Consider the following 25,677-nt stretch of genomic DNA (forward strand, 5'->3'; position numbering starts at 1 on the left):
ACCGCAAAGCAACGATCCGCCGCTTCACCTGCTCGGAAGTTCGATGCGGACACGAGCGGGGCCGGCTCGACCGGTCGACCATCCCGGCCGGTCCCTCGACGCGGAACCGGTTCGCCCACTTGCGGGCCGTGACGGTCGAGACCATGAACATCTTCGCCGCCTCGGCCGGTCTCCACCCGTCCTCGACGATCAACCGAGCCAGCCGAAGCCGAGCACGAGGGGTCAGAGCAGCGTTAGCGTGGACCACGAAGGCATCCTGGGACGAGACGGAACCTAGACAGCTCCACTCTCACCCCGGAGGCCTTCACCTATCCAGAGAAACAACGTCCCTGGACATCACAGCTAGGCGAGGCCGAGGGCCGTCGCGAGATCGGAGCGCAGCGCCTCCAGCGTCGCGGCGGCCTGCTCGCGCGACACGTCGACGGACTCGCGCACGGACACGACGACCTCGATGTAGCACTTGAGCTTGGGCTCGGTGCCCGACGGGCGGCAGATGATGCGCGCCGAGTCGATCGCGGGCCCGTGCGGCGCCGCTTCGGTGGCCGGGGGCAGTGCCAGGGCGAGGCGGATCCCGTCCGTGGGCGGGAGGCCCGCGTACCCGTCGGCGAGGTCGTCGACGGCCGTCACCTCCAGCCCGCCCAGCAGGCGCGGCGGCGTCGTGCGCAGGGTGCTCATGGCGTCGGTGATGATCGACAGGTCGTCCACGCGCACGGACAGCTGGCCCGTCGCGTGCAGACCGTGCTCGCGGTAGAGGTCGTCGAGGAGGTCGAGGAGCGTGCGACCCTCGGCCTTCAGCGCCGCCGCCAGCTCGAGCACCGCGAGGATCGCGGAGACGCCGTCCTTGTCGCGGGCCACGTGCGGGGCGACGCTGTAGCCGAGCGCCTCCTCGTAGCCGAACGCGAGGTCGCCGATCTTGCCCAGCCACTTGAAGCCCGTGAGGGTCTGCTGCCACGGGCGTCCGTGCGCAGCCGCCTGGCGTCCGAGCATGTCCGAGGAGACGATCGACGCCCCGTAGGTTCCGGTCACGCCACGTCGCAGCAGCAGCTCGCCCAGCAGCACGCCGACCTGGTCGCCGGTGAGCATCCGATAGGCCTCGCCTGCCTCACCTGTCGGCCGCGGCCCGGCACCCCCGCCTGCCTCACCTGCCGCCCGCGGCCCGGCACCCCCGCCAGGTACGCGCACTCCCACCGCGCAGCGGTCGGCGTCGGGGTCGTTGGCCACGATCACGTCGGCCTCCACCTCCGAGGCGAGCTTCAGAGCGAGGTCCATCGCGCCCGGCTCCTCGGGGTTCGGGAACGCGACGGTGGGGAAGTCGGGGTCGGGGTCGCCCTGCTCGGCCACCACGTGCAGGGGTGCGAAACCGGTGCGCCGCACGACCTCGACGAGGGTGTCGCGTCCGACGCCGTGCATCGGCGTGTAGACGGCCACGACGTCGCGCGGGCCGTCCTGCGCGAGGTCGACGACGGCCTGCACGTAGGCCTCGGCGACGTCGGCGCCGCAGACGGTGTAGTCGTCGCTGCGGGGCAGCTCGTCGACCCGCCCGACCTCGTCGATGAGCGCGGAGATGTCGGTGTCGGCCGGCGGCACGATCTGGCTGGAGTCGCCGAGGTAGACCTTGTAGCCGTTGTCCTGGGGCGGGTTGTGCGAGGCCGTGACCATGACGCCGGCCGAGCACCCGAGGTGCAGGATCGCGTGGGCGAGCACCGGGGTGGGGAGGTGCTCGGGCAGCAGGTAGGCGCGCACGCCCGCCGCCTGCATGATCTCCGCGGTGTCGCGGGCGAACACGTCGGAGTTGTGCCGCGCGTCGTAGCCCACGACCACCGACGGCTCTCCGTCCACCTCGCGCCGCAGGTAGGCGGCGAGACCCGCCGCGGCCTTGGCGACGATGACGCGGTTCATCCGGTTCGGCCCGGCGCCCAGGGCACCGCGCAGGCCGGCGGTGCCGAACTGCAGACGGGTACCGAAGCGGTCCTCGAGCGCCGCCGTGTCGTCGGCGTCGACGAGCGCCTGCAGCTCGGCTCGGGTCTGCGGGTCGGGGTCCTGGCTGATCCAGTCGAGGGCGAGGTCGACGACGGACATGGGTGGCTCCTCGGGGCGTGGGTGGCCGGGTCGGCTCAGATGCGGGGGATGACGTCGGCGAGCAGGGCGCCCATGCGGCTCGCGGCCGCCTTGCCGGCCTCGAGCACCTCCTCGTGGTTCAGCGGCTCGCCGGAGATGCCCGCCGCGAGGTTGGTCACCAACGACAGGCCCAGCACCTCCAGGCCGGCCTCGCGGGCGGCGATCGCCTCCAGCGTGGTCGACATGCCCACGAGCGTCCCCCCGATGGCGCGGACCATCGCGATCTCGGCGGGCGTCTCGTAGTGCGGTCCCGGGAACTGCACGTAGACCCCTTCGTCGAGCGACGGGTCAACCTCGCGGCACAGCGCGCGCAGGCGGCTGGAGTACAGGTCGGTCAGGTCGACGAAGTTCGCACCCTCGATGGGGGAGGTGGTCGTCAGGTTGATGTGGTCGCTGATCAGCACGGGGGTGCCGGGGGTCCAGCTCGGGTCGAGCCCGCCGCACCCGTTGGTCAGGACGACCGTGCGCACGCCCGCCGCCGCGGCGGTGCGGACGCCGTGCACGACGGCCGCGACGCCCTTGCCCTCGTAGAAGTGGGTGCGCCCCAGGAACACGAGCGCGCGCCGCTCGCCGACCTGCACCGAGCGGACGGTGCCACCGTGCCCGGCGACGGCCGGTGCGCTGAAGCCCGGCAGGTCGGCCAGGGCGATCTCGTGCTCGGGGGCGCCGAGCGCGTCGGCCGCGGGCAACCAGCCCGAGCCCATGACGAGGGCGACGTCGTGGGCCACCCCTCCGGTGCGTTCGGCCAGGGCGTCCGCGGCGGAGCGGGCGAGGTCTGCGGTGGTCACCGTCCCACCCTACGAGACCTCGCGGCCGCGGCACCCGCGGCCGGTCCTGGGGTGCACGCCCGGCGTTCCAGGGACGGGCGACGTGCAGACCTGGACAAAGTGATGACTACTGGGGTCTAGTCCCAAAGGACTAGTTCGGTGTAGTCTCCTGCTACCAGGACGACGACGGAAGGAACCACGGTGTCGACGAACCGCACGCGCTCCATGATCGCCACAGCCGGTGCCGCCGCCCTGTTCACGGTGGCCCCGGCCTCCGCGAACGCGACCGTCCAGGGAATCCAGCCGCTCGGCCAGGGCATCCAGCCCCTGGGCGAGGGCATCCAGCCGCTTGACGACACCGCCGGCATCCAGCCGTTGGTCGCGGGACTGGTGCCTGACGCCGGCTGACACGACGTCCGGCCTGTCGGGGGACGGGTCGGCGGTGGAGCATCTCGGGGGGATGGTCCATCACACACGACGAGACCCTGGCCGTTCGGGGGGATGGCCAGGGTCTCGTCGCGTGCGGGTCAGTTGAACTCGGCCGGGTCCGGTCCGGTGCGCTCGTCGCGGTTGATCGCGCTGATGCGCTGCAGCTCGTCGTCGGTGAGCGTGATCTCGGTGGCGGCGAAGTTCTCGGCGATGCGCGACGGCGTGACCGACTTCGGGAAGACCACGTTGTCGAGGGCCAGGTGCCACGCCAGGACGACCTGGCCCGGCGTCGCGTCGTGCGCCTCGGCGATCTCCACGACCGCGGACTCGTCGAGGACCTGGCCCTGCGCCAGCGGGCTCCACGCCTCGGTCACGATGCCGTGCTCGGCGTGGTAGGCGCGCAGCACGTCCTGCGTGAGGGCCGGGTGGAGCTCGATCTGGTTCACCACCGGCGTGGTGAGTCCCTCGTCGGCCAGACGCTGCAGGTCCTGCACGCGGAAGTTCGAGACGCCGATCGAGCGGACCCGGCCGTCGGCCTGGAGCTGCTCGAAGGCCTTCCACGTGTCGACGTAGGTGTCGTGGGCGGGCGTCGGCCAGTGGATGAGGTAGAGGTCGAGCGTGTCGAGGCCGAGACGGCCCATGCTGGCGTCGAAGGCGCGCAGCGTGGAGTCGTGGCCCTGGTCCTCGTTCCACAGCTTGGTGGTCACGTAGACCTCGTCGGCGAGGCCCGTGGCCTTCAGGGCGGCGCCGACACCCTCCTCGTTGCCGTAGATCCGGGCGGTGTCGATGTGGCGGTAGCCGACCTCGAGCGCCTGCTCGACGGCCGCCTGGGTGTCGGCGGGGTCGATCTGGAACACGCCGAAGCCCACCTGCGGGATCGTCGTGCCGTCGTTGAGTGCGATGTCGCGTACGGTCATGCTCTCCACCGTAGGGGCCTGCTGGTGATGCGCAGCCCGAGCCGCGACGACGACGGCGCCCGCCCCGACGTGGTCGGGACGGGCGCCGCGGTTCAGGCTCGACGTGGGGTCAGCGGTCGGCCCAGGCGGGGTTCCAGCCCTCGACCTCGTCGGCCTTGCGCTCGGACGGACCGACGTAGATCGACGAGGGACGGATGAGCCGGCCCTTCTTGTACTGCTCGAGGATGTGCGCGCTCCAGCCGGCCGTGCGCGCCGACGTGAACATCGCGGTGAACATGTTCGGGGGCACCTCGGCGAAGTCGAGGACGATGGCGGCCCAGAACTCGACGTTGGTCTCGAGCACGCGGTCGGGACGACGGGCGCGCAGCTCGGCGAGGGCGGCCTGCTCCAGGGCCTCGGCGACCTCGGCGCGCGGCGCGTTCAGCTCCTTGGCCGTGCGGCGCAGCGTGCGGGCGCGGGGATCCTCGGCGCGGTACACGCGGTGCCCGAAGCCCATGAGGCGCTCGCCGGAGTCGAGGAGCTGCTTGACGTAGCCCTCGGCGTCGCCGGACTTCTCGACCTGCTCGATCATGTGCAGCACGCGCGAGGGCGCACCGCCGTGCAGCGGTCCCGACATCGCGCCCACCGCGCCGGACAGGGCGGCGGCGACGTCGGCGCCCGTGGAGGCGATGACGCGGGCGGTGAAGGTGGAGGCGTTCATGCCGTGCTCGGCGGCCGACACGAGGTAGGCGTCGATGGCCTTGGCGTGGTCGGGGTTCACCTCGCCGCGCCAGCGCATCAGCATCCGCTCGACGATCGTCGCCTGCTCGTCGATGACGGCCTGCGGCACCATGGGGAGCCCGACGCCGCGCGCCGCCTGGGCGACGTAGGACAGGATCATGACGGCGGTGCGGGAGAGGTCCTCACGCACCTGCTCGGGGGTCTCGATGTCGTACAGCTGGCGCAGGCCCCAGGCGGGCGCGGTGAGCGCGATGGCGCTCTGGACGTCGGCGCGGATGTCACCGGAGTGGACGGGGATGGGGAACGGCTCGGCGGGCGGCAGTCCCGGCTCGTAGTGGCCGTCGACGAGGAGGCCCCAGATCTTCTCGAACGGCACGCGGCCGACGAGGTCGTCGATGTCGACGCCGCGGTACCGCAGCGCGGACCCTTCCTTGTCGGGCTCGGCGATCTCGCTCTCGAACGCGACGACTCCCTCGAGCCCGTGGTGCACCTGTACGTCATCAGCCATGCCTGCATTCTGCCCTGAGCCGTCGCCACCCGGCACGGCGAGTCCTACTCGCTCGTCCCGCCGGCGCTAGCGTGAGCGACATGGAGCGTCCGATCGACCACGACCGCCTGGCGGCGATGCGCAGCGAGTACGAGGAGGGCGGGCTCGACGAGGCGCAGGCGGGGGACGACCCGTTCGACCTCCTGGCCCGCTGGCTGCGGGACGCCGTCGACGCGGGTGTGCCGGAGCCGAACGCGATGGCGCTGGGCACGGCGACCCTCGACGGTCGCCCGTCGGTGCGGATCGTCCTCATGAAGGGCCTGGACGAGCGCGGCGTCACGTTCTTCACGCACTACACGTCGCGCAAGGGCAGCGAGCTCGAGGCGAACCCGCGGGCGGCCGCCACCCTGCTGTGGCACCCCGTGCAGCGCCAGGTGCGGCTGGAGGGGTCCGTGCAGCGCCTGCCGGCGGCCGAGAGCGACGCCTACTTCGCGAGCCGACCGCGTGGGGCCCAGGTCGGCGCCGTCGGCTCGCACCAGTCCCGACCCGTCACGGACCGCCGGGCCCTCGAGGCCCAGGTGCGCGCCGCGGAGGACGCGGCGGTCGACGGCGAGGTGCCGCGACCGTCGACCTGGGGCGGCTACCTCCTGGTCCCGGAGACCATCGAGTTCTGGCACGGTCGACGCAACCGCGTGCACGACCGGCTGCTGTACCGCCGCGACGTCGGTGGCTGGGAGCGGGTGCGGCTCCAGCCCTAGTGGTCGGAGGAAGACGCAGGGCTCAGAGGTAGAGCACCGCCGCCGCGAGGGCCGGGAGCAGGCCGAGCAGGGTCCACGGCGACACGGGGGAGAGGCGGTGGACGAGGCGCCCGGCGGACACCGCGGCCACGCCGAGGGCCGCCATCACGCCGACGAGCACCAGCGCCGCGTCGTGCCGCTCGGCGGAGAGCATCGCGACCGCCGCGGTGAGGGCGCCGAGCGGGAAGCACGACACCGCGATCACCAGGAGGCTGATGATCCACTGCTGCACCTTCTGCGTCGACATCGGTGCACGGGCCATGGGGGCATCCTGCCAACCGGCCGGTCCAGGCCATGCGTCAGGATCGTTGCGTGAGTCGACTGTCCGGGGTGCTGACCGACGTGCGCCCGCTGCGCGCCTCCCCGGCCTACCGGCGACTCTGGATCGGCCAGACCGTGTCCGCGTTCGGCCAGCAGATGACGATCGTCGCGATCGCCTTCGAGGTCTACTCCCTGACCCGCTCGTCGTTCTCCGTCGGCCTGATCGGGCTCGCCGGACTGCTGCCGCTCGTGCTCGGCGGTCTGTACGGCGGTGCGCTGTCCGACGCCTTCGACCGGCGGCGCGTCGCCCTGGTCTCCGCGCTCGGCCTCTGGCTGTGCTCGATGGCCCTCGTCGCGCACAGCCTCGCCGGGATCGACTCCGTCGGCTTCCTCTACGGCCTGGTGGCCGTCCAGTCGGCGCTGTTCGCCGTGAACCAGCCTGCGCGCTCGGCCATGCTGCCGCGTCTGCTCCCCGCCGAGCTGCTGCCGGCGGCGAACGCACTGGGCATGGCCGCCACGAACCTGTCCTTCACCGCCGGTCCGTTGCTCGGCGGCGTCCTCATCGCGTGGAAGGGGGTCGACGCCGCCTACCTCGTCGACGTCGTGCTGTTCGTCGCCGCGCTGTACTCCTTGTCGCGGCTCCCCGCGATGCCCCCGACGTCGCACCAGGGCGCGCCGGGCCTGCGGTCGGTGGTCGAGGGGCTGCGCTTCCTCGGCACCGCGCCCAACGTGCGGATGACCTTCGTCGTCGACCTGTTCGCCATGGTGCTGGCGCAGCCGCGGGCGCTGTTCCCGGCGCTCGCCGTCACGGTGTTCGCCACAGGACCGGAGACCCTGGGCCTGCTGCAGGCGGCCCCTGGGATCGGTGCCGTCGCCGCGTTCCTCGTCTCCGGCTGGGTCAGCCGGGTCCACCGCCACGGCGTGGCCGTCGTCGCGGCCGTGTGCGTGTACGGCACGGTCGTCGCCCTCGCCGGCGTCTCGGTGTTCTCCGGCGCCTCGCTGCTGTGGCTGTGCGTGCTGATGCTGGCCTGCTCCGGTGCGGCCGACATGGTCAGCGCGGCCTACCGGTCGACGATCCTGCAGACCGCCGCACCCGACGAGATGCGCGGTCGGATGCAGGGCGTGTTCATCGTGGTCGTGGCCGGTGGTCCGCGGCTCGGCGACTTCGTGATGGGCTCGCTGGCCGGCCTGGCGGGCGAGGCGTGGGCCATGACCGTCGGCGGGGCGCTCTGCGTGGTCGCGACGGCCTGGTTCGGCCTGCGGTCCCGAGGGTTCCGCGCCTACGACGCCCGCAACCCCACCCCCTGACGAGCCCTCCCACCCCGCTGACCGTGACGATGTGGCCCTCGATCGGTGGGATCCGGGGCCACATCGTCACGGTCAGGAGAAGCGGGCGAGGTCGATCTCGATCCACACCTGCTCGGCGCGGCCGAGCAGCTCGCCGTCGGCGGTGTGCAGGGCGGTCGCGGTGCGGAACTTGCGACCGTCGCGCTCCCGCAGCAGTCCGGACGCGACCAGCGGCTCGCCGGCTGCCGGTCGCCGCAGCACCTGCGCCGTCATGCGGCCGAGCACCATCGCCTGGGCGGTGAAGTCGGCGGCCCACCCGCCCGGGCAGTCCAGCGCCGCCCAGGTGGTCGGAACGTCGAGCAGCCCGTCGTCGCCGGCCACACCAGGGTCCGGCGTCCAGGTGCCCGCCGTGCGCCGAGCGTCGCCCACGGGACCCGTGAACAGCCGGAGTCCGTCGCCGGGCTCGCGGGCCGTGCCGCAGGTGAAGCACCGGTCGAACGGGTGCAGCGTGAAGCCGGGGTACGACGCCACCCCGGCCTCGGCCTCCGCGGCCGACGGGGCAGGGAGGGGGTCGTGCTCGAACGCGCCAGGAGCGGCCTCGCCGATGAGCGCACCACCGGCGGTCACGAGGCGCACCGTGTCGGGGTGCTCCTCCCACGTGAGCGGCACCTCCAGCGGGGGTGGCTGGCGCAGCGTCGCCGTGACGACGTCGCCGCCGTGCCGGTGGGTCTGCTCGTGGGCGAGCAGACCGCTCACCCACCCGCCGTTGCCGGAGTGCTCGGGTCCGTTGTACCTGCGCGGGATCGTCGTCACCGCCCCACCGTAACCACGGACCGGCCGGCGACCCAGGACCGTGCGCGCAGGGTCAGGAGCGCAGCTCCGCGTAGCGGCGCAGGGACTCCTCACGCTCCTCGGCGTGGTCGACGATCGGGGCGGGGTAGTCGGCCGGCGGCTCGTCGAGCTTCCACGGCTCGTGCACGAACTTCTGCGGCACGCCGCGCAGCTCGGGCACCCACCGCCTGACGTAGGTGCCGTCGGGGTCGAACTTCTTGCCCTGCGACGTCGGGTTGAAGATGCGGAAGTACGGCGACGCGTCGGTGCCGCAGCCCGCGACCCACTGCCAGCCGTGCTGGTTCGAGGGCGGGTCGGCGTCGACGAGCAGGTCGAGGAAGTGGTCGGCGCCGACGGTCCACTCCAGGTGGAGGTCCTTCACCAGGAAGCTGGCGACGATCATGCGGACCCGGTTGTGCATCCAGCCCTCGGCGAGCAGCTGGCGCATGCCCGCGTCGACGATGGGGAAGCCGGTCCGACCGTCCTTCCACGCCTGCAGGTCCTCGCCCGGCTCGTCGTAATCCATCGCCTCGAACCGCTTGTCGTAGTACCCGGCGAGGGTGTCGGGGCGATGGTGCACGACGTCGGCGTAGAACTCGCGGAACGCCAGCTCCCGTGCGTAGGCCTCCGCGCCCTTGGTGCCCCGCTCGGCGAGGTCGGCGAGCAGGGTGCGCGGGTGGATCGTGCCCCACTTCAGGTGCACCGACATGCGCGACGTCGCGTCCTGGCCCGGGAGGTCGCGCAGGTCGTCGTACTCGTCGACCTGGTCGAGGTACGCGCGCCAGCGACGCCGGGCGGCCTCCTCGCCGAGCGGCGGGAGCGTGACGCCCTCGGGCGGGTCGACGTCGGGGATCTGCTTGGTGCGCACATCGGCGCGGATCCACGGCACGGACCGCACACCCGGGGCGGGTGCTCGCCAGCCGTGCTGCTGCCAGGCGCGGTAGAAGGGCGTGAAGACGCGGTAGGGGGTGCCGTCGTCCTTCGTGATCCGCCCGGGCGCCACGGCGTACGAGGAGCCCGTGCGCACGAGGGCGACGTCGTCGTCGGCGAGGGCCTTCTCGATCCGGTCGTCGCGCTCCTTCTCGTACGGACCGTAGTCGGCGGCCACGTGCACGCTCGTCGCCTCGACCGCACGCGCGACACGCGGCACCACCTCCCACGGCTTGCCGTGCACGACCGTGAGCCCGCCGACGCGCTCGTCGAGGTCGCGCAGGAGCGCCATGAGGTAGGCCAGGCGGGTCCGACCGTTCGGTCCCCAGTAGTGGTCGTCGAGCACGAACATCGGCACGACCCCGTCCGGACCCGCCTCGATCGCCTCGCGGAGGGCGGGGTTGTCGTTCAGCCGGAAGTCGGAGCGGAAGCAGATCACGGAGGTCGACACGGTTCTCATCCTCACGCGTGCGCGGGCTGTCTGCACGCCATGGAACAATGGGCGCGTGAGCGAGCTGATCGACACCACCGAGATGTACCTGCGCACCGTCTTCGAGCTGGAGGAGGAGGGCATCGTCCCCCTGCGTGCGCGCATCGCCGAGCGTCTGCACCAGAGCGGCCCGACGGTCAGCCAGACCGTCGCCCGCATGGAGCGCGACGGCCTGCTCACCGTCGAGGGCGACCGTCACCTCGAGCTGTCCGACAAGGGCCGCGCCCTCGCCACCCGCGTCATGCGCAAGCACCGCCTCGCGGAGCGTCTGCTGACCGACATCATCGGTCTGGAGATCGAGTTCGTGCACGAGGAGGCGTGCCGCTGGGAGCACGTCATGTCCGAGCAGGTCGAGCGCCGGCTGGTCGAGCTGCTCGAGCACCCCACCGAGTCGCCCTACGGCAACCCGATCCCCGGCCTGGACGAGCTCGGCGAGACCGTCGACCCCTCCCTGTTCCTGCACGGTGTGGAGCCGCTCACGAAGGCGGTCCGCGGTGGCGACGAGCCGGTCCGCCGGATCGTGCGGCGCATCGCCGAGGAGCTGCAGAAGGACACCGAGGTCATGTCGGTGCTGCGCCGCGTCGGCGCGCTGCCCGGCAACGACGTCCTCGTCTCGCGCGGCCACGACGGTGTCGTCGTCGCCCGGCAGGGCGAGACGGCGGAGGTCGACGCCGACGCCGCGGTGCACATCTTCGTCAGTGAGTAGTCGAGGGCTTTGAACTGCGGAGCCGTGTCCGCCCCGTGTAGCGCTTGGTCTTGAGATCGTCCAAGCCAGTCATACTGCGCTGTACGGCCATATCATGCGCCCCTTCGCCGGAGTTGCGTTGCGATTGGTTCACCTTCTTAGGTGACGCTGGAGCGTAAGCCGACCCTGCCTGATGACCTGGCTTTTCGTCAGCAGTCCACAGCGTTAACCCGCCCCAAGAGCGGGACGGAAGCGGCCCCGATGCGACGAACGGGCGGCGCCGCGCAGATCTAGTCGCGGATAACCCTCGCGGAGGGATCGGTGCCTGAATGACCTGCGATTCGACGCTGTGGGTTAGGAGTTTTGTCAACAGGTAATGCGCGACAGAACCAGACCTCAAGAGAGTGCCGACGGCCCAAGGAGGCCTTCTATGCCCGCTCTGCACTCGTGCCGCACTTCGAGCAGTTGGGCCACATGCCAAAAGGAAGTCCGCCATTGTCATACTCACGCCATGTGTCGCGGCATCCCGGGCACAGGTAGTCCACGTATGACGTTGAGTCTGTTCCCCGGTCGCCACACCTGCACTTTGGCGTTCCGTAACCCTGGTACAGACCGTCCACATCGGGCTCACTCGCCCACTTGGTTTGACACGTAGGGCACTCGAAGTTCACCATCTCGCGACCCTAGCGTCTGGAACCAGCCTGGGTGCGCGAAAGTCGCGACGTTCTCGCCCGGCTTCAGCGCCTTGATCGGAGTGACCGCCGGGAGAGTTTGGGCACGATGGACGGATGTGACATTACCGAAGCTCCCGGTTAGAGAATCACACCAGGCGGATCGGTCTGGGCACGCCTAGAGCTGAGCTCAATGACCTCCGCTGTCGACGCGGCTGACCAATCCGTCCAACGATCGAAGTATGAGCGAGCGAGGCCGAGGCGCTTTTGCAGTTCGCCGGGGTCATGAGACTTCAAGGCGGCGGCTGCCCAGCGGGCACCCTCGTTGTCGACGAGAACAGGTTCCACCTTGTTCATCTTGCGCGCCGACATTTGCTTGTAGAGACTGCGCGCTTGGTCGCTGTCGATGACTCCAAGCTGACTGAACCGCATCACTAGCGCCTTAATAGAGAACCCCCAAGTCGCCTTGAGTTTCGCCAAGGTCGTTATGGTGACGCGTCCGCCAAGATTCTGGAGGTCGGCGATGAGCGCATCTGCCGGTGTGAGGAAAGCTCCAGCGAAACGGTGAGCCTGCTTCTCGATGCGAGTTGCTTCTGTTGGAGTCGTGGGCGAAGGCGTTGCGTGATGAAGTCCGAGGTGCCCGAGTTCGTGGCAGATGGTGAAACGCTGACGGTCTCCCGGAACGGCCCCTTGGCGAGCTGCGCGGATGACCGGCACCCCATCAACTCGAAGAGACAGGCCCATATGCCGCCCGAGCTCGGAGTCCATTGGCAGGACTATCACGCCAAGCCGTTCTGCTGCTCTCACGCTATTGAGCACTACGGCGCCAGGGTCGATTTTCGCGGCTTGGCGCACCTCTCCAGCGAAGGCTTCGATCTGGTCGTCGTCCTCGAGATCACCGTCGAACGCCGGCAGGTTGTCGGGCACGCGGCGAAGGCGAAGCGATTCGAATGCACCTACGGCGAGTTCGCTGTCGGCGACAAACCGGTCAACCTCTCGCTTGGGTGCGTCCGCGTAGGCGCGCAACCAGGGCTTGGTGGTGACGGGATCTTGATGGGAGGTTCTCAAGAAGAACGCTGAGCAGCCCAACGCGTCGGCTAGCGCCTCGAGTTGTTCGTCGTTGGGATGCAGTCTGCCGTTCTCGATCATCGAGATGGCGCCGCTCGAGATTTCAGCAGTCTCCCCGAGTTTGGTCTGCTCGAGGCCGTTCGCAAGGCGCAGTCGTCTAACGGTCGATCCAGCGGAGTGGTGCGGCACGGTTTCACACTCTCAGTCGTGCGTGCAGGGAAGTTTCGTGGGTCTATCGGGCGCCGTCGAGGTAGTCGTCCTCGACGTCCTCGAACCCTTCCAGAGCCTCGTCGGCCGGCGTGAACCGACCCGGGTCCTGCATCGGCGCGGTCGAGTCGAGCCAAGTCGTTGGTCCGAGTACCAGATGACCGGGTGAGCCTGCAGTCACGCCCAACACTGGAGCTACCGCGTACCGCCCTGGAGCGTCGCCAGAAACGGTGTAGGCGAAAACCCATCGTTCTTGCGCAGCGAACGCGAGGGAAGGAGGTTCGAGACCGGCCAGGATGCTCTCGTCTCCGAGAAGCACGAGTTGGTCGTTCTCGTCCAGTTCTGCCTTGCGCAACCTGAACAGCTTGTATGCGGCCTCGCTGGTTGAGTGGATCTCACGGCATCCGCCGGTACCTGTTTCCCACCCCATCTGCACAGCGGACGTTCCGCGCTGAATCCCGTCCTCAACGAGCGCCTTGATGAGCTGCGCACGCGCACCGTTGCCGCGGCGGTAGCTGGGGTCGCCGTCCAGTGCTTTCGTCACAGTATGACCACGAGCGCTGAAGACTTCCTCGATCTCGTGCGCGATGTAGTTCATCGCCTCGAGTTCCCCCCGAGACAGCTGTGACATGGCCATGAGGAAATTTTATCACATGTCACAGGGAACACCTGTTCGAGCAGAATTCCTCTCTGGGGTCGAGAGGTCGTGAGCTGCATCGATCGACGCCAGCCATTTCCTGCGAAGCCCTCGGGTTGTACTCGGCGTGCTTCATGCCACGAGCAGGCGCAAGGCATGCTGGACGGCTTGAGTCTCTCGACCACGGCATCAGAGAGCGAGCGCTGGAGTCAAAGATGCTGCCCGGCAGGGTGGCCCCAACAGCTTGGACACCACCTCGCTTATCGCGTCCCGGGCCTCTCCATCATCAGGAAATGTGCTCACTTCGGCATGGGAACAGTTGCTCGTTCATACAACGCCTGCCTTCGTGACCAGAGCCTTCACGAAGATGGATGGACTGGACCTGCTGCACGTAACAGCATCGTCTGCGTTGGCCAGTTGTCTCCTTGGGCCGCTGAACCGCGCGGAGATGAAAGACTCTGTCAGGCGTTCGCGCGCCGCAGCGCCTCCTCGACCCCGGTCGGACCGCCCTCGGGCGGGCCGACGAGAGCCTCGAGGTCGCGCTCGGTGCACACCATGTCGAGGCTCAGGCTGTGCACGAGGGCCGCGTTCAACGAGCTCGACCCGGGCGCGAGGGTGCCGACGACCAGGCTGAACGTGTGCGGCAGCAGCACGGGGAACAGCAGCGCGGGAGCACGCCGACGCCCCGACGCCTGCGCGTGCGCCTCCAGCAGCTCCCGGTAGCTCATGACGTCGGGCCCGCCGACGTCGAAGCCGCGGTTCACGTCCTCGTCGAGGTCCGTGACCGCGACGAGGTAGTGCAGCAGGTCGTCGAGGGCGACGGGCTGCATGTGCCGGCGCAGCCACGTCGGGCCCACGACGACGGGCAGCAGGCGGGTGGCGACCTCCATGAGGTCGAACGACGCCGACCCGCGCCCGATGACCATGCCCGCCCGCAGGACGACGGCCGGTACCGCCCCGGCGAGGAGGATCTGCGCGACCTCGTCGCGCGACGCGAGGTGCTCGGTCGGCTCGCTGTCGGCCGGCGGGCGCAGGCCGCCGAGGTAGACGATGCGGCGCACCCCGGCCCGCTCGGCCGCGGCGGCGAACGTCTGCGCCATCTCGCGGTCGGCGGCGGCGTAGTCGTCGCCGTCGGACATCGCGTGCAGGAGGTAGTGGGCCACGGAGACGCCGTCGAGCGCTCGCTCGAGCGACGCGGGGTCGGTCGCGTCGCCCTGCACGACCTCGACGTGCCGCACCCAGTCGGCGTCGGGCAGCCGCGCAGGGTCGCGCACGAGGACGCGGACCTCGCGATCGAGCTCGACGAGCCGCGCAGCCAGGTGCGCACCGACGAAGCCGGTGACCCCCGTGACGAGCACCGGCGCCATGCTCAGGCCTTCTTCGGGGGCAGGGGGATGAAGCCGCTCGTGCGACGCACGTAGTCGTCGTAGCCGGGCTTGCTCTTGCGCATGCCCTTCTCGTTGTTCGCGGCCCCGGTGACCTTGGTGAGGAAGATCGTCATCGCGATCGGGCTGACGACCGTGGCGACGCCGGCCCACGACGACGCGGCGACCAGCCAGATGCCGGTCCACACGCAGGCGTCGCCGAAGTAGTTCGGGTGCCGGGTGTAGCGCCAGAGTCCCTGGTCCATGATCTTCCCCTTGGTGTCGGGGTCCTTCTTGAACTGGGCGAGCTGCCAGTCGCCGACGGCCTCGAAGAAGAGGCCGACGGCCCACACGACGACGCCGAGCCACCCGAGCCAGCCGACGACGCCGAGGTTGTTCATGCCGACCATGACCGGGGTGGCGACGAGGAACATCGCGATGCCCTGCGGGAGGAAGACGCGCGTCAGCGCCACCTGCGCGAACGATCGACCGTCGGCCTCGGCCAGCTCGGCGTAGCGGGGGTCCTCGTCCTTGCCGCTGTTGCGGTGGTGCAGGTGCGCGGCGAGACGCAGGCCCCACAGCGTCACGAGGACCAGCAGGAGCAGCTGCGGCGCGGGCATGCCGTCGCCGGCGTTCGTCACGAAGACGGACACGACGGCGACGAGCACGAACCCGAGCGGCCAGGCGGTGTCGACCACGGTGAGCTTCTGCACGCGCACCGAGATCGCCATGCAGACGCCCATGAAGACCACGACGGTCGCCAGCCCGATCGCGAGCGTGAGCAGGCTGTGCGAGCCGTCGTTGGCGATCATGCGAGCCACTCCAACGGGGTCAGCGGCATGTCCGAGCGTCCGGCCGGCGACGGCTTGACGGCGAGGATCTGGTCGACGCCCATGCGGTTCTCCTCGAACGCGAGAGAGCCGCCGGCCAGGTAGAGGCGCCACACCCGGGCGGTCTCCTCGCCCACGAGCGCGACCGCGGTGCCCCAGTTCTCCTCGAGGTTGCGCGCCCAGCCGGCGACGGTCATGGGGTAGTGCTCGCGCATGGCCTGCACGTCGCGGATCTCCAGCCCGGCGCCGGCGATGAGGCCGATCGTCTTGGCGATCGGCTTCATGTGCATGTCGGGGGCGATGTAGGTCTCGATGAACGGGCCGCCGCCGGGACGGTCGCCGACCTGGTCGTTGCTGCGTGACATCTGCTGGATCAGCACGCGGCCACCGGGACGCAGGTAGCGGTGGATCGACTCGGTGAACACGACGTACTCCTCGTCGCCCACGTGCTCGCCCATCTCGATCGAGGCGATGGCGTCGATGGTTCCGTCGGTCACGCCCGCACCCGAGAGGTCGCGGAAGTGGCGCAGGCTCACCTCGACGCGACCCTGCAGCCCGCGCTCCGCGGCCCGCTTCATGACGAAGTCGCGCTGCTCGTGGGAGAGGGTGACGCCGGTGACGTGCACGCCGTAGTGCTCGGCGGCGTGCAGGCTCAGCGAGCCCCAGCCCGAGCCGATGTCGAGCATCCGCATGCCGGGCCGCAGGCCGAGCTTGCGGCAGACGAGGTCGAGCTTGGCGGTCTGCGCCTGCTCCAGGGACCACGTCGGATCGGCGTGGAACCCGCTCGAGTACGCCATCTGCGGGTCCAGGACGAGCTCGTAGAAGTCGTTGGAGAGGTCGTAGTGGTGGCTGATCGCGGCACGGTCGCGCTCGCGGCTGTGCAGCTCGCCGGTCAGGTTCGACTCGGCGGCCGGTGCCTTCGGGCGACGTCCGATCGCGCCGAGCCGCACGGCGAGCCAGGCGCCGCGCAGTGCGTGCCGCGCCTTGATCCGCGGGCGAGCGGCGCTCGCGTCGGCCGCACGGGCGTCGCGGACGGCCTCCCACATGGTGCGCAGGCCGTCGGCGAGGTCGCCCTCGATGTCGAGGTCGCCCTGCACGTACGCACGGGCGACGCCGAGCTCGCCGGGGGAGTACAGCACGTGCCGGACGGCGCGCTTGTCGCGCAGGACCAGGACGGGTGCATCCTCCGGGCCGGCCTCGCTGCCGTCCCACAGCCGCAGTCGGACGGGGAGGGTCATGCCGAGGGCGTCCTCGGCGAGTGAGTGCAGCGCAGCAGCCTTGTTCATGAGGTCAATCCTGGTCCGGTCGGGTCGGCCCCGCCAGCCGGGGTCCGCGAGGGTGGTTCGACGCTGCCGGCGTCCGGGATCGGTGGGCGTCGGGTGCTGCGGCTGGGACCGTGCGGCATCCTGTGCGCATGGAAGGTCAGCGCCGCGACCAGGGCGTGGTGGAGCGGGTCGTCACCGAGGTGCTGGGCTGGACGGTCGTCGTCATCGGCATCATCCTCTGGCCGCTGCCGGGACCCGGCCTGCTGATCATCCTCGCCGGCATCACGATCCTCGCGCGCCAGCACGCCTGGGCTCGCCGGGTGCTCGACCCCCTGCGCGCGAAGGCGGTGGAGGCGGCTCGGTTCGGCGTGGCCACCTGGCCCCGGATCGCCCTGAGCGCTCTCGGCGGCGTCTGGCTCGCCGTCCTCGGCGTCGTGTGGTGGGTGAGCCCGACGATCCCGGAGTTCGAGGTGCTCGGCGTCGGGTTCGGCCCGCGGCTTCCCGCGGCGGGCTGGGCCACGGGTCTCGGCCTGGTCGGGTCGGCCTGCGCGGCGTGGGGACTGCTCGTGTACAGCGTGCTGAGGTGGCGGGAGCGGTAGTCTCCCGCCCGTGACCTCACGCACACGCAGCGCCCGATCGACCGCCCTGGCGGCGGTCGTCACGGCCCTGGCGGGCGCGGTCGCCGTGCCCGCGTCCGCGGCGCCGGAGGTGGGCTCCTCCGACGCCGCCGCAGCGCGCATCGTCGCCGCTGCGCCGTCCCGCGGGGCGCTCAGGGTGGTCACGTCGGTGACCGCGCCCGACGGTCGGCCCGTGGTGCGCACCGTGCGCGTCGCCGACCGTGCGCACGCGCTGCGGGTCGTGGCCACCCAGCTCGACGACCCGTCGGCGGTCACCGTCTCCATGGCGCAACCGGTGGGGGCGCTGCGCTCGAACGACACCCTGCGCGGACGGCAGTGGGCGCTCGACCGGCTCCAGGCGGAGACGCTCTGGCGTCGGGCCGACGGACGCGCCACGCGCTCCACGCCCCGCGCCGTGGTCGCCGTCGTCGACACCGGCGTCGACCGCAGCCACCCCGACCTGCGCGGCAACGTCATGCGGGGCGTCGACGTCCTCCAGGGCGGGACCGTCTCGCGCGACCCCCACGGGCACGGCACGCACGTGGCGGGCATCGTCGCAGCCGTGGCCGGCAACCGTCGCGGCGTCGCCGGTCTGGCGCCCCGTGCGGCGGTGCTGCCGATCCGCGTGCTCGGGGCCGACGGGAAGGGCTCCAGCGACGACGTCGCCCGGGGTGTGCTGCTCGCGGTCGACCGCAAGGTGCAGGTCGTCAACCTCTCGCTGTCGGTCGGCACCGACGACCCGGCCCTCGCCAGGGCCGTGGCGTACGCCCAGCGCAAGGGTGTGCTCGTGGTGGCCGGGGCGGGCAACAACGGGTGCGGCGCGCTGTTCCGCCCCGTCCAGTACCCCGCGGCCTACCCCGGTGTGGTCGGGGTCGGCTCGGTCGACGCCGACCTGAGGGCCTCGTCGTTCAGCAGCTGCGGCTCGTGGGTCGACGTCGTCGCTCCCGGACGGGGCATCTGGTCGACGGTCCCGCGGGACGACCGCCTGTCGTGCCGCGACGTCTACTGCGCGCTGAGCGGCACGTCGATGTCCTCGCCCTACGTCGCGGCAGCGGCCGCGCTCGCCATGAGCCGACGGGGCCTGAGCGCGCAGCGGGTCGCGGCGCGGCTGGAGGAGACGGCCCGTGACCTCGGGCCCCGAGGCAAGGACCAGACCTTCGGCGCAGGTCTGCTCGACGTGCGGCGGCTGGTCGGATGAGCCTGCTCCTGCGCCGGTTCCCGGGCGCCGACCTGCCCTGGACGCGGCTGGGTCGCGGCCCCACCCCGGTGCGCGAGCTCGACGGCTTCTGGCTCAAGGACGAGTCGGTCTTCGGCGACGGCGGCTGGGGCGGCAACAAGGTCCGCAAGCTGGAGTGGATCCTGCCCGACGTGCGGCGTCGCAAGCGGGGCACGCTGCTCACGGTGGGTGGCATCGGCACGCACTGGGGCCTCGCGGCGGCCTTGTACGGCCGGGAGGAGGGTCTGCGCGTGGTGCTGGGGCTGGTCGACCAGCCGGTGGACGACCACGTGCGCGAGCAGACGCGCCGTCTCGACGCCTCGGGTGCCGTGGTGCACCGCTTCCGCTCCGTCGCCCGGCTGCGCGCAGCGGCGCCCTTCCTTCTGGCCCGCTACGCCGACGGGCTGAGGACACCGGCGTACCTGCCGGCCGGTGGCTCGTCGCCCGTGGGCACGCTCGGCTACGTGGAGACGGCGCTGGAGATCGCCGAGCAGGTGCGCGCAGGTCTGCTGCCCGAGCCGGAGACGGTCGTGACGGCGGTCGGTTCCGGGGGCACCGCGGCAGGTCTGACGCTCGGCCTGCGGATGGCGGGGCTGCGCTCGCGGGTGCTCGGCGTCGTCGTCAACGACTCCTTCCGCCTCGACGCGGTGACCGTGGCGCGCCTGGCCGACGACACCGCGTCGTTGCTGCGCACGCGTGGCGCCCTGGTCGACGTCCGCGTCACGCCCGACGACCTCGACGCCGACCACGGGTGGCTGGGCGCCACCTACGGGGCCTCGACCCCGGAGGGCGAGGCCGCCCTCGCGTGGGCGGCGGAGCAGGGCCTGCACCTCGAGCCGGTCTACACGGCGAAGGCGCTCGCGGCCGTCCGGGCGCGCGTGGCGTCGGGCCCCGTGCTCTTCCTCCAGACGCACGGGCCCCGTCCCTAGGCGTCTCCACGGGGCGCCAGGACGGTCGGCCGGTGGCCCGCTGGCCCGTGTCGGCGGTCTGCCGCAGGATGGGGACATGACGACCTGCGACGTGGTGGTGATCGGACTCGGACCCGGCGGAGAGGCGCTGGCGTCCCGGCTGGCGGGGGAGGGCCTCGACGTGGTCGCGGTGGAGTCGGGCCTGGTCGGTGGTGAGTGTCCCTACTGGGGCTGCATCCCGTCCAAGATGTTCATCCGCGCCGCCGGAGCGGTGGCGGAGACCCGCCGTGCCGCCGAGCTGGCCGGCGCGGCCACGGTCGAGCCCGACTTCTCGGTCGTCGCTCGCCGCATCCGCGAGGAGGCCACCGACGACTGGGACGACACCGTCGCCGCGGAGCGCCTCGAGAAGTCCGGCGCGCGCCTGCTGCGCGGGCACGGCCGGCTGGCCGGGCCGCGGGTCGTCGAGGTCGACCTGACCGGGGGCGGCAGCACGCGCGTCGAGGCGCGTCGGGGCGTGGTCCTGAACCCCGGCACTCGTGCCGCGGTGCCGCCGATCGAGGGCCTGGCCGGCACCCCGTTCTGGACGAACCACGAGGCGCTCGAGGCGTCGGTGCTGCCGGCGACGCTCGCGGTGGTCGGGGGCGGTCCGATCGGGCTCGAGCTGGCGCAGGCGTTCGCGCGGTTCGGCAGCGAGGTCACGGTCGTGGAGGTCGGCCCCCGCATCCTCGGCCCCGAGGAGCCCGAGGCGGCCGACGTGCTGCGCGGCGCGTTCGAGCGCGACGGCATCGACGTCCGCGAGGGCGAGCGCATCGCCTCCGTGTCGCACGACGGACAGCAGTTCACGCTGGAGCTCGCGTCGGGCACGCTGCACGTGGAGCAGCTCCTCGTCGCCGCAGGTCGCACGCCGCAGATCGCCGACATCGGCCTCGAGACCGTGGGCCTGGACCCGCAGGCCCGCTCGATCGACGTCGACGACGCGATGCGGGCCGCCGACGGCCTCTGGGTGGTCGGCGACGTCGCCGGCCGTGGCGCGTTCACCCACGTCTCGATGTACCAGTCCGACCGGGCGGCGCGAGCGATCCTCGGTGAGAGTCTCCCGGAGTACGACCAGACCTTCCCGCGCGTGACCTTCACCGACCCCGAGGTCGGAGGGGTCGGCCTGACCGAGAAGCAGGCCCGCGAGCACGGGATGGACGTCCGGGTCGCCACGACCGACCTCGCGCAGAGCTCGCGCGGGTTCACGCACGGTCCGGGCGCCGAGGGCACGGTCAAGCTGGTGGCCGATGCCGCGCGCGGCGTGCTCGTGGGTGCGACGGTCGTCGGTCCGACGGGAGGCGAGACCGTCTCCGGCCTGGCCGTGGCCGTCCGCGGCGAGGTGCCGCTGGCGACGCTGCGCAACTCCGTCTACGCCTACCCGACGTTCTGGCGGGCGGTCGAGAGCGCGCTCGGCGAGCTCGACGCCTGACGCTCAGGCCTTGCCGAGCAGCTCGAGCACCTGCTTCTCCAGGGTGCGGCTGACGGGCTCGCCCGGCGCGACCGGGCGGTGGCCACCCGCGACGACGACGCCGTCGCTGAACAGGTCGACGACCCTCGGGTCCACGTAGGACGAGCGGGCGACGGCGGGCGTGTTCCCGAGGTGCTCGGCGACCTCGCGCATGGCGGCGGCGACCGACTTCTTGCGGGCGGTCTTGGTCGACGCGTCCGAGGAGGAGAGGGCGGCCGCGGCGATCACGGTGCCGCGCCAGGTGCGGAAGTCCTTGGCCGAGTACTCCTCGCCGAGCACCTCCTTGACGTAGTCGTTGACCGCCGTGGCCCCGAGCGTCGACCAGCCGTCGCCGCCCCGGTACGCCAGCAGCACGTCACCGCCGGTGCGTCGGCGCCGCAACGGCTCGAGGGCCGCGACGAGCCGCTCGTCGCGCAGCGAGACCTCGAGGTCCTGACCGCTCTTGGCCACGTACTCGAAGACGAGCGCGTCGCCGTCGCGTCGCACGTGCTGCTTCTCGATCGTCGTGAGCCCGTAGCTGCCGTTCTCGTCGGTGTAGCGGTCCGAGCCGACCCGGAAGATGCCGAGGTCGAGCAGGCAGAAGGCGAGGGCCGCCGTGCTCCGCAGGGTCGCGTCGTCGGCCACCTCCTCGCGCGCGGAGTCGCGCGCCTCGAGCAGCGCCGTGGCGAAGCCCTCCATGTGCTGGAACTTCTCGGCGTCGCGGCGCTCCCGCCAGGCCGGGTGGTACAGGTACTGGCGACGTCCGGCGTCGTCGGTGCCGACCGCCTGCAGGTGCCCGTTCTCTGCCGGGCAGATCCACACCTTGGTCCAGGCGGGCGGGATGACCAGCTCCTTGCAGCGCGCGACGTCGATCTCCTCCAACGGCGCGCCGTCCTGGTCGAGGTAGCGGAATCCTCGGCCGTGCTTCACCCGGGTCCAGCCGGCCATGGACGGTGACGTGCGACGCAGGCGGACCATGCTCCGACCGTAGGCGCGGCGCCGGACGGCCGCGAGCCGAGCGGTTCGTGCGGTCGGGTTCGCGGCCAGCAGGCAGACTACGAGGGTGCGAGCTCTCGTCGCGGTCGTCGCGTTGTCCCTGGCCCTGACCGCCTGCACGCGCGACGGCGACGCGGACCGCGCCGAGCCGTCCGCATCGGCGACGCCGACCTCTTCCGCGGGAGACGCCCGAGGTTGCGGCAGGGTCCCGGACGACGTCACCGGCGGCACGCGCGACGTGACGCGCACGATCGACGTGGACGGCTCGCAGCGGTCGTACGTCGTGCACGTCCCGCCCGGCTACGACGGACGTCGAGCCCTGCCCGTGGTGTACCTCTTCCACGGGCTGGGCAGCAACGCCCCGCAGGTCCTCACCTACTCCGGCTTCCCCACCGTGGCCGACGAGCGCGACTTCATCGTCGTGGCGCCGCAGGCGCTCGAGCCGCGTCGGGAGTGGGACGTCATGGCGACGGCCGACCAGCCCCGGTCCGACGCCGCCTTCTGGCTGCAGCTGAGCGAGCGCCTCGGCGACGAGTGGTGCGTCGACGCCGACCGCCAGTTCGCCGCGGGCATGTCGAACGGCTCGGCCGTGGTCTTCGCGATGGCCTGCCGCGGCGGCTACCCGTTCCGCGCCTACGGTGGCGTCGCCGCCACCTTCTACGACCAGGCGGCCTGCGGCGACGCGCCGCCGACGTCGATCATCTACTTCCACGGGACCGGCGACGAGGTGGTGCCGTACCAGGGGGGCGAGACGCCGATCTTCCCCGTCCGCGCCGTGCAGACGGTGCTGCGCGACTGGGCCGGCCACGACGGCTGTGCGCGGGAGCCGCGTCGCCAGGACGTCGCCTCCGACGTCGTCCGTGAGACGTGGCGCGGGTGCTCCGACGGCAGTCGGCTGCAGGCCTACGTGATCGACGACGGCGGTCACACCTGGCCCGGTGCCGGCTTCGAGGTGCCCGTCCTCGGGAAGACGACCTCGTCGGTCGACGCCACGAGGCTCATGGCCGACTTCTTCGGGCTGAAGGCGCCCTGACCTCGACCGCCGAGGGCCTCGCCCCGGGAGGGTCGCGACCACTACCGTGAGGAACGGCTTCCCCCGCGCCAACCCCTGGAGGGCCTCAGGCCCAGGCGCGGGGGAAGCGCGCACCGTCGGCTCAGGGTGACGGTGCGGGGCCGTCGTCGGATGCGGTGCGCGGGCCACGGGGGAGGCGTCGAGGCAGGTCCACCGATGTGCCGGCGAGCGTCTCGACCAGGGAGCACGCGCCGTCGGCGTCCACGGGTCCGTACCAGGCGTCGTCGGGGTGGACCACCACGACGGGTGCGTGGTTGCAGGGGAAGAGGCAGCCGGTCTGGGTGACGAGGACGTCGTCGTCGCCGAGCCCGTGGTCGCGCAAGGCTCCGCGGAGCGCCGACGCCGTGTCGGCCGCGCCCCGAGCCGCGCACCGAGGTCCGCGGCACACCAGGAGCTGGTGCGCGTGCGCGGGGACGTCCTCCCAGGCGGACGACGTCAGCGGTGCCTCCGCTCCGCTGACGGGTCGTCCCGCGACCGTCAGCACCTGGGTGGCGTCCCGGTCACGCAGCCAGTGCCCCGCGACGCGACGTAGCCACGAGCGCGCGGGTGCCGCCCCGCCGCCCGACGGCGCGGCCACGAGGGTGATCTCCTGGACTCCGGCGGCCGCCAGCTCGTCCAGGACGTCGACGAGCGAAGGGTCGCCGTTCTGCAGGTACGCGTGACGTGCACCGACGGTCTCGGCCAACGTCAGGAGGTCGTCGACGCGGGCGGCGGCGTCGACGGACATCGCCACCAGCACGAGCTCGGTCACGGCGCCTCCGGCTGACCCAGGGCCCGAGACGTCCCGCTCCACACCACGTGGGGGCGGTCGACGACGGGGTGCCGCTCGACGTCGGCTGTCACGCCGTACACGCGGTCGAGAAGGTCCGACGTCAGCACGTCCCCCACGTCGCCGGAGGCGACGACCCGTCCGTGGTCGAGCACGACGAGGTGGTCGCAGAACGCGGCCGCGTGCTCGAGGTCGTGCAGCGCCGCGACGACCGTCGTGCCGAGGGACCGGACGGTGGCGAGGAAGTCGATCTGGTGGCCCAGGTCGAGGTGGTTCGTGGGCTCGTCGAGGACGAGCAGACGTGGCTGCTGGGCGAGCGCTCGGGCGAGCTGGACCCGCTGCCGTTCACCGCCGGAGAGGCTGGACCAGCGCCGTGCGGCCAGGGCGGTGACCCCGCACAGGCGCATGGCCTGCTCGACGACCTCCTCGGCGTCGTCGCGCGCCAGGCTCCAGCGTGAGCGGTGCGGGACGCGGCCGAGCTCCACGACCTGACGCACCCCGAGGTCGAGACTGGTCGTCGCGTGCTGCTCGAGCACGGCGACCGACCGGGACCGGGCGCCGGGGGAGAGGCCGTGCACGTCGTGGTCGTCGAGGGTCACCCGACCTGTGGCGGGGCGGCGAAGACCGGCCAGGACGTGCAGCAGCGTGGTCTTGCCGGACCCGTTCGGACCGAGGAGGCCGGTGACGCGTCCCCGGGACGCGACGAGGTCGACGTCACGCAGGACCGGCACCCCCTCGGGGGCGGTCCACGAGACGCCATCGGCGACCAGTCGGGCGGGCGCGGCGCTCACGTGCCCCTCGCCTCACGTCGCAGCAACCAGGCGAGGAACGGCGCCCCGACGACCGCCGTCACGATGCCGACCGGGACCTCCTGGTTCTCCAGGGTGCTGCGGGCCGCCAGGTCCGCCGCGACGAGCAGGAGTGCGCCCGTGATCGCGCTGAGCGGCAGCACCACGGCGTGGGCCGAGCCCACCAGGAGCCTGACGACGTGCGGCACCACGAGACCCACGAAGCCGATCGCTCCCGACAACGCGACGAGGCAGGCGGTAAGCAGCGCGGTGCCCGCCATGAGGACCCACCGCGTCCGTTCGACCGGCACGCCGAGCGAGCGGGCGGCGGTCTCCCCGAAGGCGAACGCGTCAAGGTGCCTGGTGAACGACAGCACCAGCAGGAGCCCAGCAGACGTCACGCCCACGAGCACCAGAGCCGTGGGCCAGCGGACGCCCGCGAGCGAGCCGAGGGTCCACGAGAGGACGCGTCGTGCGGCCTGGCCGTCGCCGTCGGACAGGACCACGAAGGAGGTGAAGGCCGCACAGAGCTGACCGACCACGACGCCGGCGAGGACGGTCCGCGAGGGTGGCAGCACACCGGAACGACCCGCGGCCAGCGCCAGCACGAGACCGAGCGCCCCGAGCGCCCCGAGGAAGGCGCCGAGCGTCAGGGACGCGGTCGACGCGAGGGCGCCGGCCCCGACTCCGAGGACCAGCACGCAGACCGCGCCGACCGCGGCTCCGCTGGAGATGCCGAGCAGGTAGGGATCCGCCAGCTCGTTGCGGGTGAGGGACTGCAGCACGGCTCCGGTGACGGCGAGTCCGGCACCGACCGCGGCCGCGCCGACCATGCGGGGGAGCCGCAGCTGCCACACGATCCGGTCCTGCAGGAGCGTCACCTCGCTGTCGCCGACCCCGACGCGACGCGCCACCACCTCGAGGACCGTGTGAAGCGGCACGTTCACCGAGCCGACGGCCAGCGCGGCGGCCATCGTCGCGAGGAGCAGGGCCACGAGGACGAGACAGGCCGGCGTCGCCGACCTGGGGCCGGTCCGATCCCGCACCGGGTGGGTCTCCCGCATCCT

The 25,677-nt window shown here is 71.8% G+C and carries 26 protein-coding genes; 9 read left to right on the plus strand and 17 right to left on the minus strand.

Annotated elements, in window-relative coordinates; all coding sequences use genetic code 11:
• The 3 genes from AC3WRM_RS16015 to AC3WRM_RS16025 all read right to left on the minus strand — a co-directional run.
• Window positions 1–247, minus strand: a 247-nt coding sequence (locus AC3WRM_RS16015) for a leucine zipper domain-containing protein (protein WP_492249602.1), incomplete at its 3' end; no start/stop codon positions are given.
• A 95-nt stretch (window positions 248–342) separates the two neighbouring features.
• Window positions 343–2,079: a phospho-sugar mutase gene (locus AC3WRM_RS16020; RefSeq protein ID WP_492249601.1), complete on the minus strand. Its 1,737-nt coding sequence runs from the start codon at window positions 2,077–2,079 to the stop codon at window positions 343–345.
• Window positions 2,080–2,114: 35 nt separating this feature from the next.
• Entirely contained in the window at window positions 2,115–2,906 is a 792-nt protein-coding gene (locus AC3WRM_RS16025) for a purine-nucleoside phosphorylase (RefSeq protein ID WP_492249600.1), read from the minus strand.
• Between the two features lie 180 nt (window positions 2,907–3,086).
• On the opposite strand from AC3WRM_RS16025, the gene AC3WRM_RS16030 reads away from it, so the two are divergent.
• Window positions 3,087–3,293, plus strand: a complete 207-nt coding sequence (locus tag AC3WRM_RS16030; RefSeq protein ID WP_492249599.1) for a hypothetical protein — start codon at window positions 3,087–3,089, stop codon at window positions 3,291–3,293.
• Between the two features lie 119 nt (window positions 3,294–3,412).
• Here AC3WRM_RS16030 and AC3WRM_RS16035 read toward each other — a convergent pair whose 3' ends face one another.
• Window positions 3,413–4,231, minus strand: coding sequence for an aldo/keto reductase (locus AC3WRM_RS16035; RefSeq protein WP_492249598.1), 819 nt, complete (start codon window positions 4,229–4,231; stop codon window positions 3,413–3,415).
• Window positions 4,232–4,340: 109 nt separating this feature from the next.
• The gene (locus AC3WRM_RS16040; protein WP_492249597.1) at window positions 4,341–5,459 is read right to left on the minus strand and encodes a citrate synthase 2; all 1,119 of its coding nucleotides are present in this window, start codon (window positions 5,457–5,459) and stop codon (window positions 4,341–4,343) included.
• Window positions 5,460–5,539: 80 nt separating this feature from the next.
• Here AC3WRM_RS16040 and pdxH point away from each other — a divergent pair, with 80 nt between their 5' ends.
• A complete protein-coding gene (gene pdxH / locus AC3WRM_RS16045) occupies window positions 5,540–6,196 on the plus strand; it encodes a pyridoxamine 5'-phosphate oxidase (RefSeq protein WP_492249596.1) in 657 nt (218 codons plus the stop codon).
• Between the two features lie 22 nt (window positions 6,197–6,218).
• On the opposite strand, the gene AC3WRM_RS16050 is transcribed toward pdxH, so the two are convergent.
• Window positions 6,219–6,497: a hypothetical protein gene (locus AC3WRM_RS16050; RefSeq protein ID WP_492249595.1), complete on the minus strand. Its 279-nt coding sequence runs from the start codon at window positions 6,495–6,497 to the stop codon at window positions 6,219–6,221.
• Between the two features lie 50 nt (window positions 6,498–6,547).
• Between AC3WRM_RS16050 and AC3WRM_RS16055 the strand changes: the two genes are divergently transcribed.
• Complete coding sequence (locus tag AC3WRM_RS16055; RefSeq protein ID WP_492249594.1) at window positions 6,548–7,804, plus strand: MFS transporter; 1,257 nt, start codon at window positions 6,548–6,550, stop codon at window positions 7,802–7,804.
• 72 nt (window positions 7,805–7,876) lie between these two features.
• On the opposite strand, the gene AC3WRM_RS16060 is transcribed toward AC3WRM_RS16055, so the two are convergent.
• Window positions 7,877–8,596 carry a hotdog family protein gene (locus AC3WRM_RS16060; RefSeq protein ID WP_492249593.1) on the minus strand — a complete coding sequence of 240 codons (720 nt, stop codon included), beginning with the start codon at window positions 8,594–8,596 and terminating at the stop codon, window positions 7,877–7,879.
• 52 nt (window positions 8,597–8,648) lie between these two features.
• Window positions 8,649–10,004, minus strand: coding sequence for a cryptochrome/photolyase family protein (locus tag AC3WRM_RS16065; RefSeq protein WP_492249592.1), 1,356 nt, complete (start codon window positions 10,002–10,004; stop codon window positions 8,649–8,651).
• A gap of 46 nt (window positions 10,005–10,050) precedes the next feature.
• On the opposite strand from AC3WRM_RS16065, the gene AC3WRM_RS16070 reads away from it, so the two are divergent.
• Window positions 10,051–10,740, plus strand: a complete 690-nt coding sequence (locus AC3WRM_RS16070; protein ID WP_492249591.1) for an iron-dependent transcriptional repressor DtxR — start codon at window positions 10,051–10,053, stop codon at window positions 10,738–10,740.
• Window positions 10,741–11,531: 791 nt separating this feature from the next.
• Here AC3WRM_RS16070 and AC3WRM_RS16075 read toward each other — a convergent pair.
• The 5 genes from AC3WRM_RS16075 to AC3WRM_RS16095 form a co-directional block, all read right to left on the minus strand.
• The gene (locus AC3WRM_RS16075; protein ID WP_492249590.1) at window positions 11,532–12,647 is read right to left on the minus strand and encodes a helix-turn-helix domain-containing protein; all 1,116 of its coding nucleotides are present in this window, start codon (window positions 12,645–12,647) and stop codon (window positions 11,532–11,534) included.
• A gap of 43 nt (window positions 12,648–12,690) precedes the next feature.
• Entirely contained in the window at window positions 12,691–13,302 is a 612-nt protein-coding gene (locus tag AC3WRM_RS16080) for a hypothetical protein (protein ID WP_492249589.1), read from the minus strand.
• 461 nt (window positions 13,303–13,763) lie between these two features.
• Window positions 13,764–14,669: an NAD(P)H-binding protein gene (locus AC3WRM_RS16085; protein WP_492249588.1), complete on the minus strand. Its 906-nt coding sequence runs from the start codon at window positions 14,667–14,669 to the stop codon at window positions 13,764–13,766.
• A gap of 2 nt (window positions 14,670–14,671) precedes the next feature.
• Window positions 14,672–15,478, minus strand: a complete 807-nt coding sequence (locus AC3WRM_RS16090) for a DUF1295 domain-containing protein (protein WP_492249587.1) — start codon at window positions 15,476–15,478, stop codon at window positions 14,672–14,674.
• Window positions 15,475–16,782 carry a class I SAM-dependent methyltransferase gene (locus tag AC3WRM_RS16095; RefSeq protein ID WP_492249586.1) on the minus strand — a complete coding sequence of 436 codons (1,308 nt, stop codon included), beginning with the start codon at window positions 16,780–16,782 and terminating at the stop codon, window positions 15,475–15,477. The genes AC3WRM_RS16090 and AC3WRM_RS16095 overlap by 4 nt, the downstream gene beginning before the upstream one ends.
• A gap of 128 nt (window positions 16,783–16,910) precedes the next feature.
• On the opposite strand from AC3WRM_RS16095, the gene AC3WRM_RS16100 reads away from it, so the two are divergent.
• The 4 genes from AC3WRM_RS16100 to AC3WRM_RS16115 all read left to right on the plus strand — a co-directional run bounded on the left by AC3WRM_RS16100 (window position 16,911) and on the right by AC3WRM_RS16115 (window position 20,967).
• Window positions 16,911–17,360, plus strand: coding sequence for a PGPGW domain-containing protein (locus AC3WRM_RS16100; RefSeq protein WP_492249585.1), 450 nt, complete (start codon window positions 16,911–16,913; stop codon window positions 17,358–17,360).
• A gap of 10 nt (window positions 17,361–17,370) precedes the next feature.
• The gene (locus AC3WRM_RS16105; RefSeq protein WP_492249584.1) at window positions 17,371–18,576 is read left to right on the plus strand and encodes a S8 family serine peptidase; all 1,206 of its coding nucleotides are present in this window, start codon (window positions 17,371–17,373) and stop codon (window positions 18,574–18,576) included.
• Window positions 18,573–19,523: a 1-aminocyclopropane-1-carboxylate deaminase/D-cysteine desulfhydrase gene (locus AC3WRM_RS16110; protein WP_492249583.1), complete on the plus strand. Its 951-nt coding sequence runs from the start codon at window positions 18,573–18,575 to the stop codon at window positions 19,521–19,523. Before AC3WRM_RS16105 ends, AC3WRM_RS16110 begins: the two co-directional genes overlap by 4 nt.
• A gap of 76 nt (window positions 19,524–19,599) precedes the next feature.
• Window positions 19,600–20,967: a dihydrolipoyl dehydrogenase family protein gene (locus AC3WRM_RS16115; protein ID WP_492249582.1), complete on the plus strand. Its 1,368-nt coding sequence runs from the start codon at window positions 19,600–19,602 to the stop codon at window positions 20,965–20,967.
• A gap of 3 nt (window positions 20,968–20,970) precedes the next feature.
• Here AC3WRM_RS16115 and AC3WRM_RS16120 read toward each other — a convergent pair whose 3' ends face one another.
• Entirely contained in the window at window positions 20,971–21,963 is a 993-nt protein-coding gene (locus AC3WRM_RS16120; protein ID WP_492249581.1) for a DNA topoisomerase IB, read from the minus strand.
• 85 nt (window positions 21,964–22,048) lie between these two features.
• Between AC3WRM_RS16120 and AC3WRM_RS16125 the strand changes: the two genes are divergently transcribed.
• Window positions 22,049–23,014 carry a CE1 family esterase gene (locus AC3WRM_RS16125; protein ID WP_492249580.1) on the plus strand — a complete coding sequence of 322 codons (966 nt, stop codon included), beginning with the start codon at window positions 22,049–22,051 and terminating at the stop codon, window positions 23,012–23,014.
• A 121-nt stretch (window positions 23,015–23,135) separates the two neighbouring features.
• On the opposite strand, the gene AC3WRM_RS16130 is transcribed toward AC3WRM_RS16125, so the two are convergent.
• From AC3WRM_RS16130 to AC3WRM_RS16140, 3 genes are read right to left on the minus strand one after another with little or no spacing between them, the layout of a single operon-like run.
• Window positions 23,136–23,804: a (2Fe-2S) ferredoxin domain-containing protein gene (locus AC3WRM_RS16130; protein ID WP_492249579.1), complete on the minus strand. Its 669-nt coding sequence runs from the start codon at window positions 23,802–23,804 to the stop codon at window positions 23,136–23,138.
• The gene (locus AC3WRM_RS16135) at window positions 23,801–24,613 is read right to left on the minus strand and encodes an ABC transporter ATP-binding protein (protein ID WP_492249578.1); all 813 of its coding nucleotides are present in this window, start codon (window positions 24,611–24,613) and stop codon (window positions 23,801–23,803) included. The genes AC3WRM_RS16130 and AC3WRM_RS16135 overlap by 4 nt, the downstream gene beginning before the upstream one ends.
• Window positions 24,610–25,674 carry a FecCD family ABC transporter permease gene (locus AC3WRM_RS16140; RefSeq protein ID WP_492249577.1) on the minus strand — a complete coding sequence of 355 codons (1,065 nt, stop codon included), beginning with the start codon at window positions 25,672–25,674 and terminating at the stop codon, window positions 24,610–24,612. The genes AC3WRM_RS16135 and AC3WRM_RS16140 overlap by 4 nt, the downstream gene beginning before the upstream one ends.
• Window positions 25,675–25,677 lie beyond the last annotated feature (3 nt).

Source organism: Aeromicrobium sp. EU05-FHT14F07 (genome assembly GCF_058790455.1).

What these genes read in the sequence shown, in the direction of transcription:
- AC3WRM_RS16020 (WP_492249601.1), bottom strand. Translation starts at nt 2,079, where the DNA reads ATGTCCGTCGTCGACCTCGCCCTCGACTGGATCAGCCAGGACCCCGAC.
- AC3WRM_RS16035 (WP_492249598.1), bottom strand. Translation starts at nt 4,231, where the DNA reads ATGACCGTACGCGACATCGCACTCAACGACGGCACGACGATCCCGCAG.
- AC3WRM_RS16040 (WP_492249597.1), bottom strand. Translation starts at nt 5,459, where the DNA reads ATGGCTGATGACGTACAGGTGCACCACGGGCTCGAGGGAGTCGTCGCG.
- pdxH (WP_492249596.1), top strand. Translation starts at nt 5,540, where the DNA reads ATGGAGCGTCCGATCGACCACGACCGCCTGGCGGCGATGCGCAGCGAG.
- AC3WRM_RS16050 (WP_492249595.1), bottom strand. Translation starts at nt 6,497, where the DNA reads ATGGCCCGTGCACCGATGTCGACGCAGAAGGTGCAGCAGTGGATCATC.
- AC3WRM_RS16065 (WP_492249592.1), bottom strand. Translation starts at nt 10,004, where the DNA reads ATGAGAACCGTGTCGACCTCCGTGATCTGCTTCCGCTCCGACTTCCGG.
- AC3WRM_RS16080 (WP_492249589.1), bottom strand. Translation starts at nt 13,302, where the DNA reads ATGGCCATGTCACAGCTGTCTCGGGGGGAACTCGAGGCGATGAACTAC.
- AC3WRM_RS16085 (WP_492249588.1), bottom strand. Translation starts at nt 14,669, where the DNA reads ATGGCGCCGGTGCTCGTCACGGGGGTCACCGGCTTCGTCGGTGCGCAC.
- AC3WRM_RS16090 (WP_492249587.1), bottom strand. Translation starts at nt 15,478, where the DNA reads ATGATCGCCAACGACGGCTCGCACAGCCTGCTCACGCTCGCGATCGGG.
- AC3WRM_RS16095 (WP_492249586.1), bottom strand. Translation starts at nt 16,782, where the DNA reads ATGAACAAGGCTGCTGCGCTGCACTCACTCGCCGAGGACGCCCTCGGC.
- AC3WRM_RS16100 (WP_492249585.1), top strand. Translation starts at nt 16,911, where the DNA reads ATGGAAGGTCAGCGCCGCGACCAGGGCGTGGTGGAGCGGGTCGTCACC.
- AC3WRM_RS16110 (WP_492249583.1), top strand. Translation starts at nt 18,573, where the DNA reads ATGAGCCTGCTCCTGCGCCGGTTCCCGGGCGCCGACCTGCCCTGGACG.
- AC3WRM_RS16115 (WP_492249582.1), top strand. Translation starts at nt 19,600, where the DNA reads ATGACGACCTGCGACGTGGTGGTGATCGGACTCGGACCCGGCGGAGAG.
- AC3WRM_RS16120 (WP_492249581.1), bottom strand. Translation starts at nt 21,963, where the DNA reads ATGGTCCGCCTGCGTCGCACGTCACCGTCCATGGCCGGCTGGACCCGG.
- AC3WRM_RS16140 (WP_492249577.1), bottom strand. Translation starts at nt 25,674, where the DNA reads ATGCGGGAGACCCACCCGGTGCGGGATCGGACCGGCCCCAGGTCGGCG.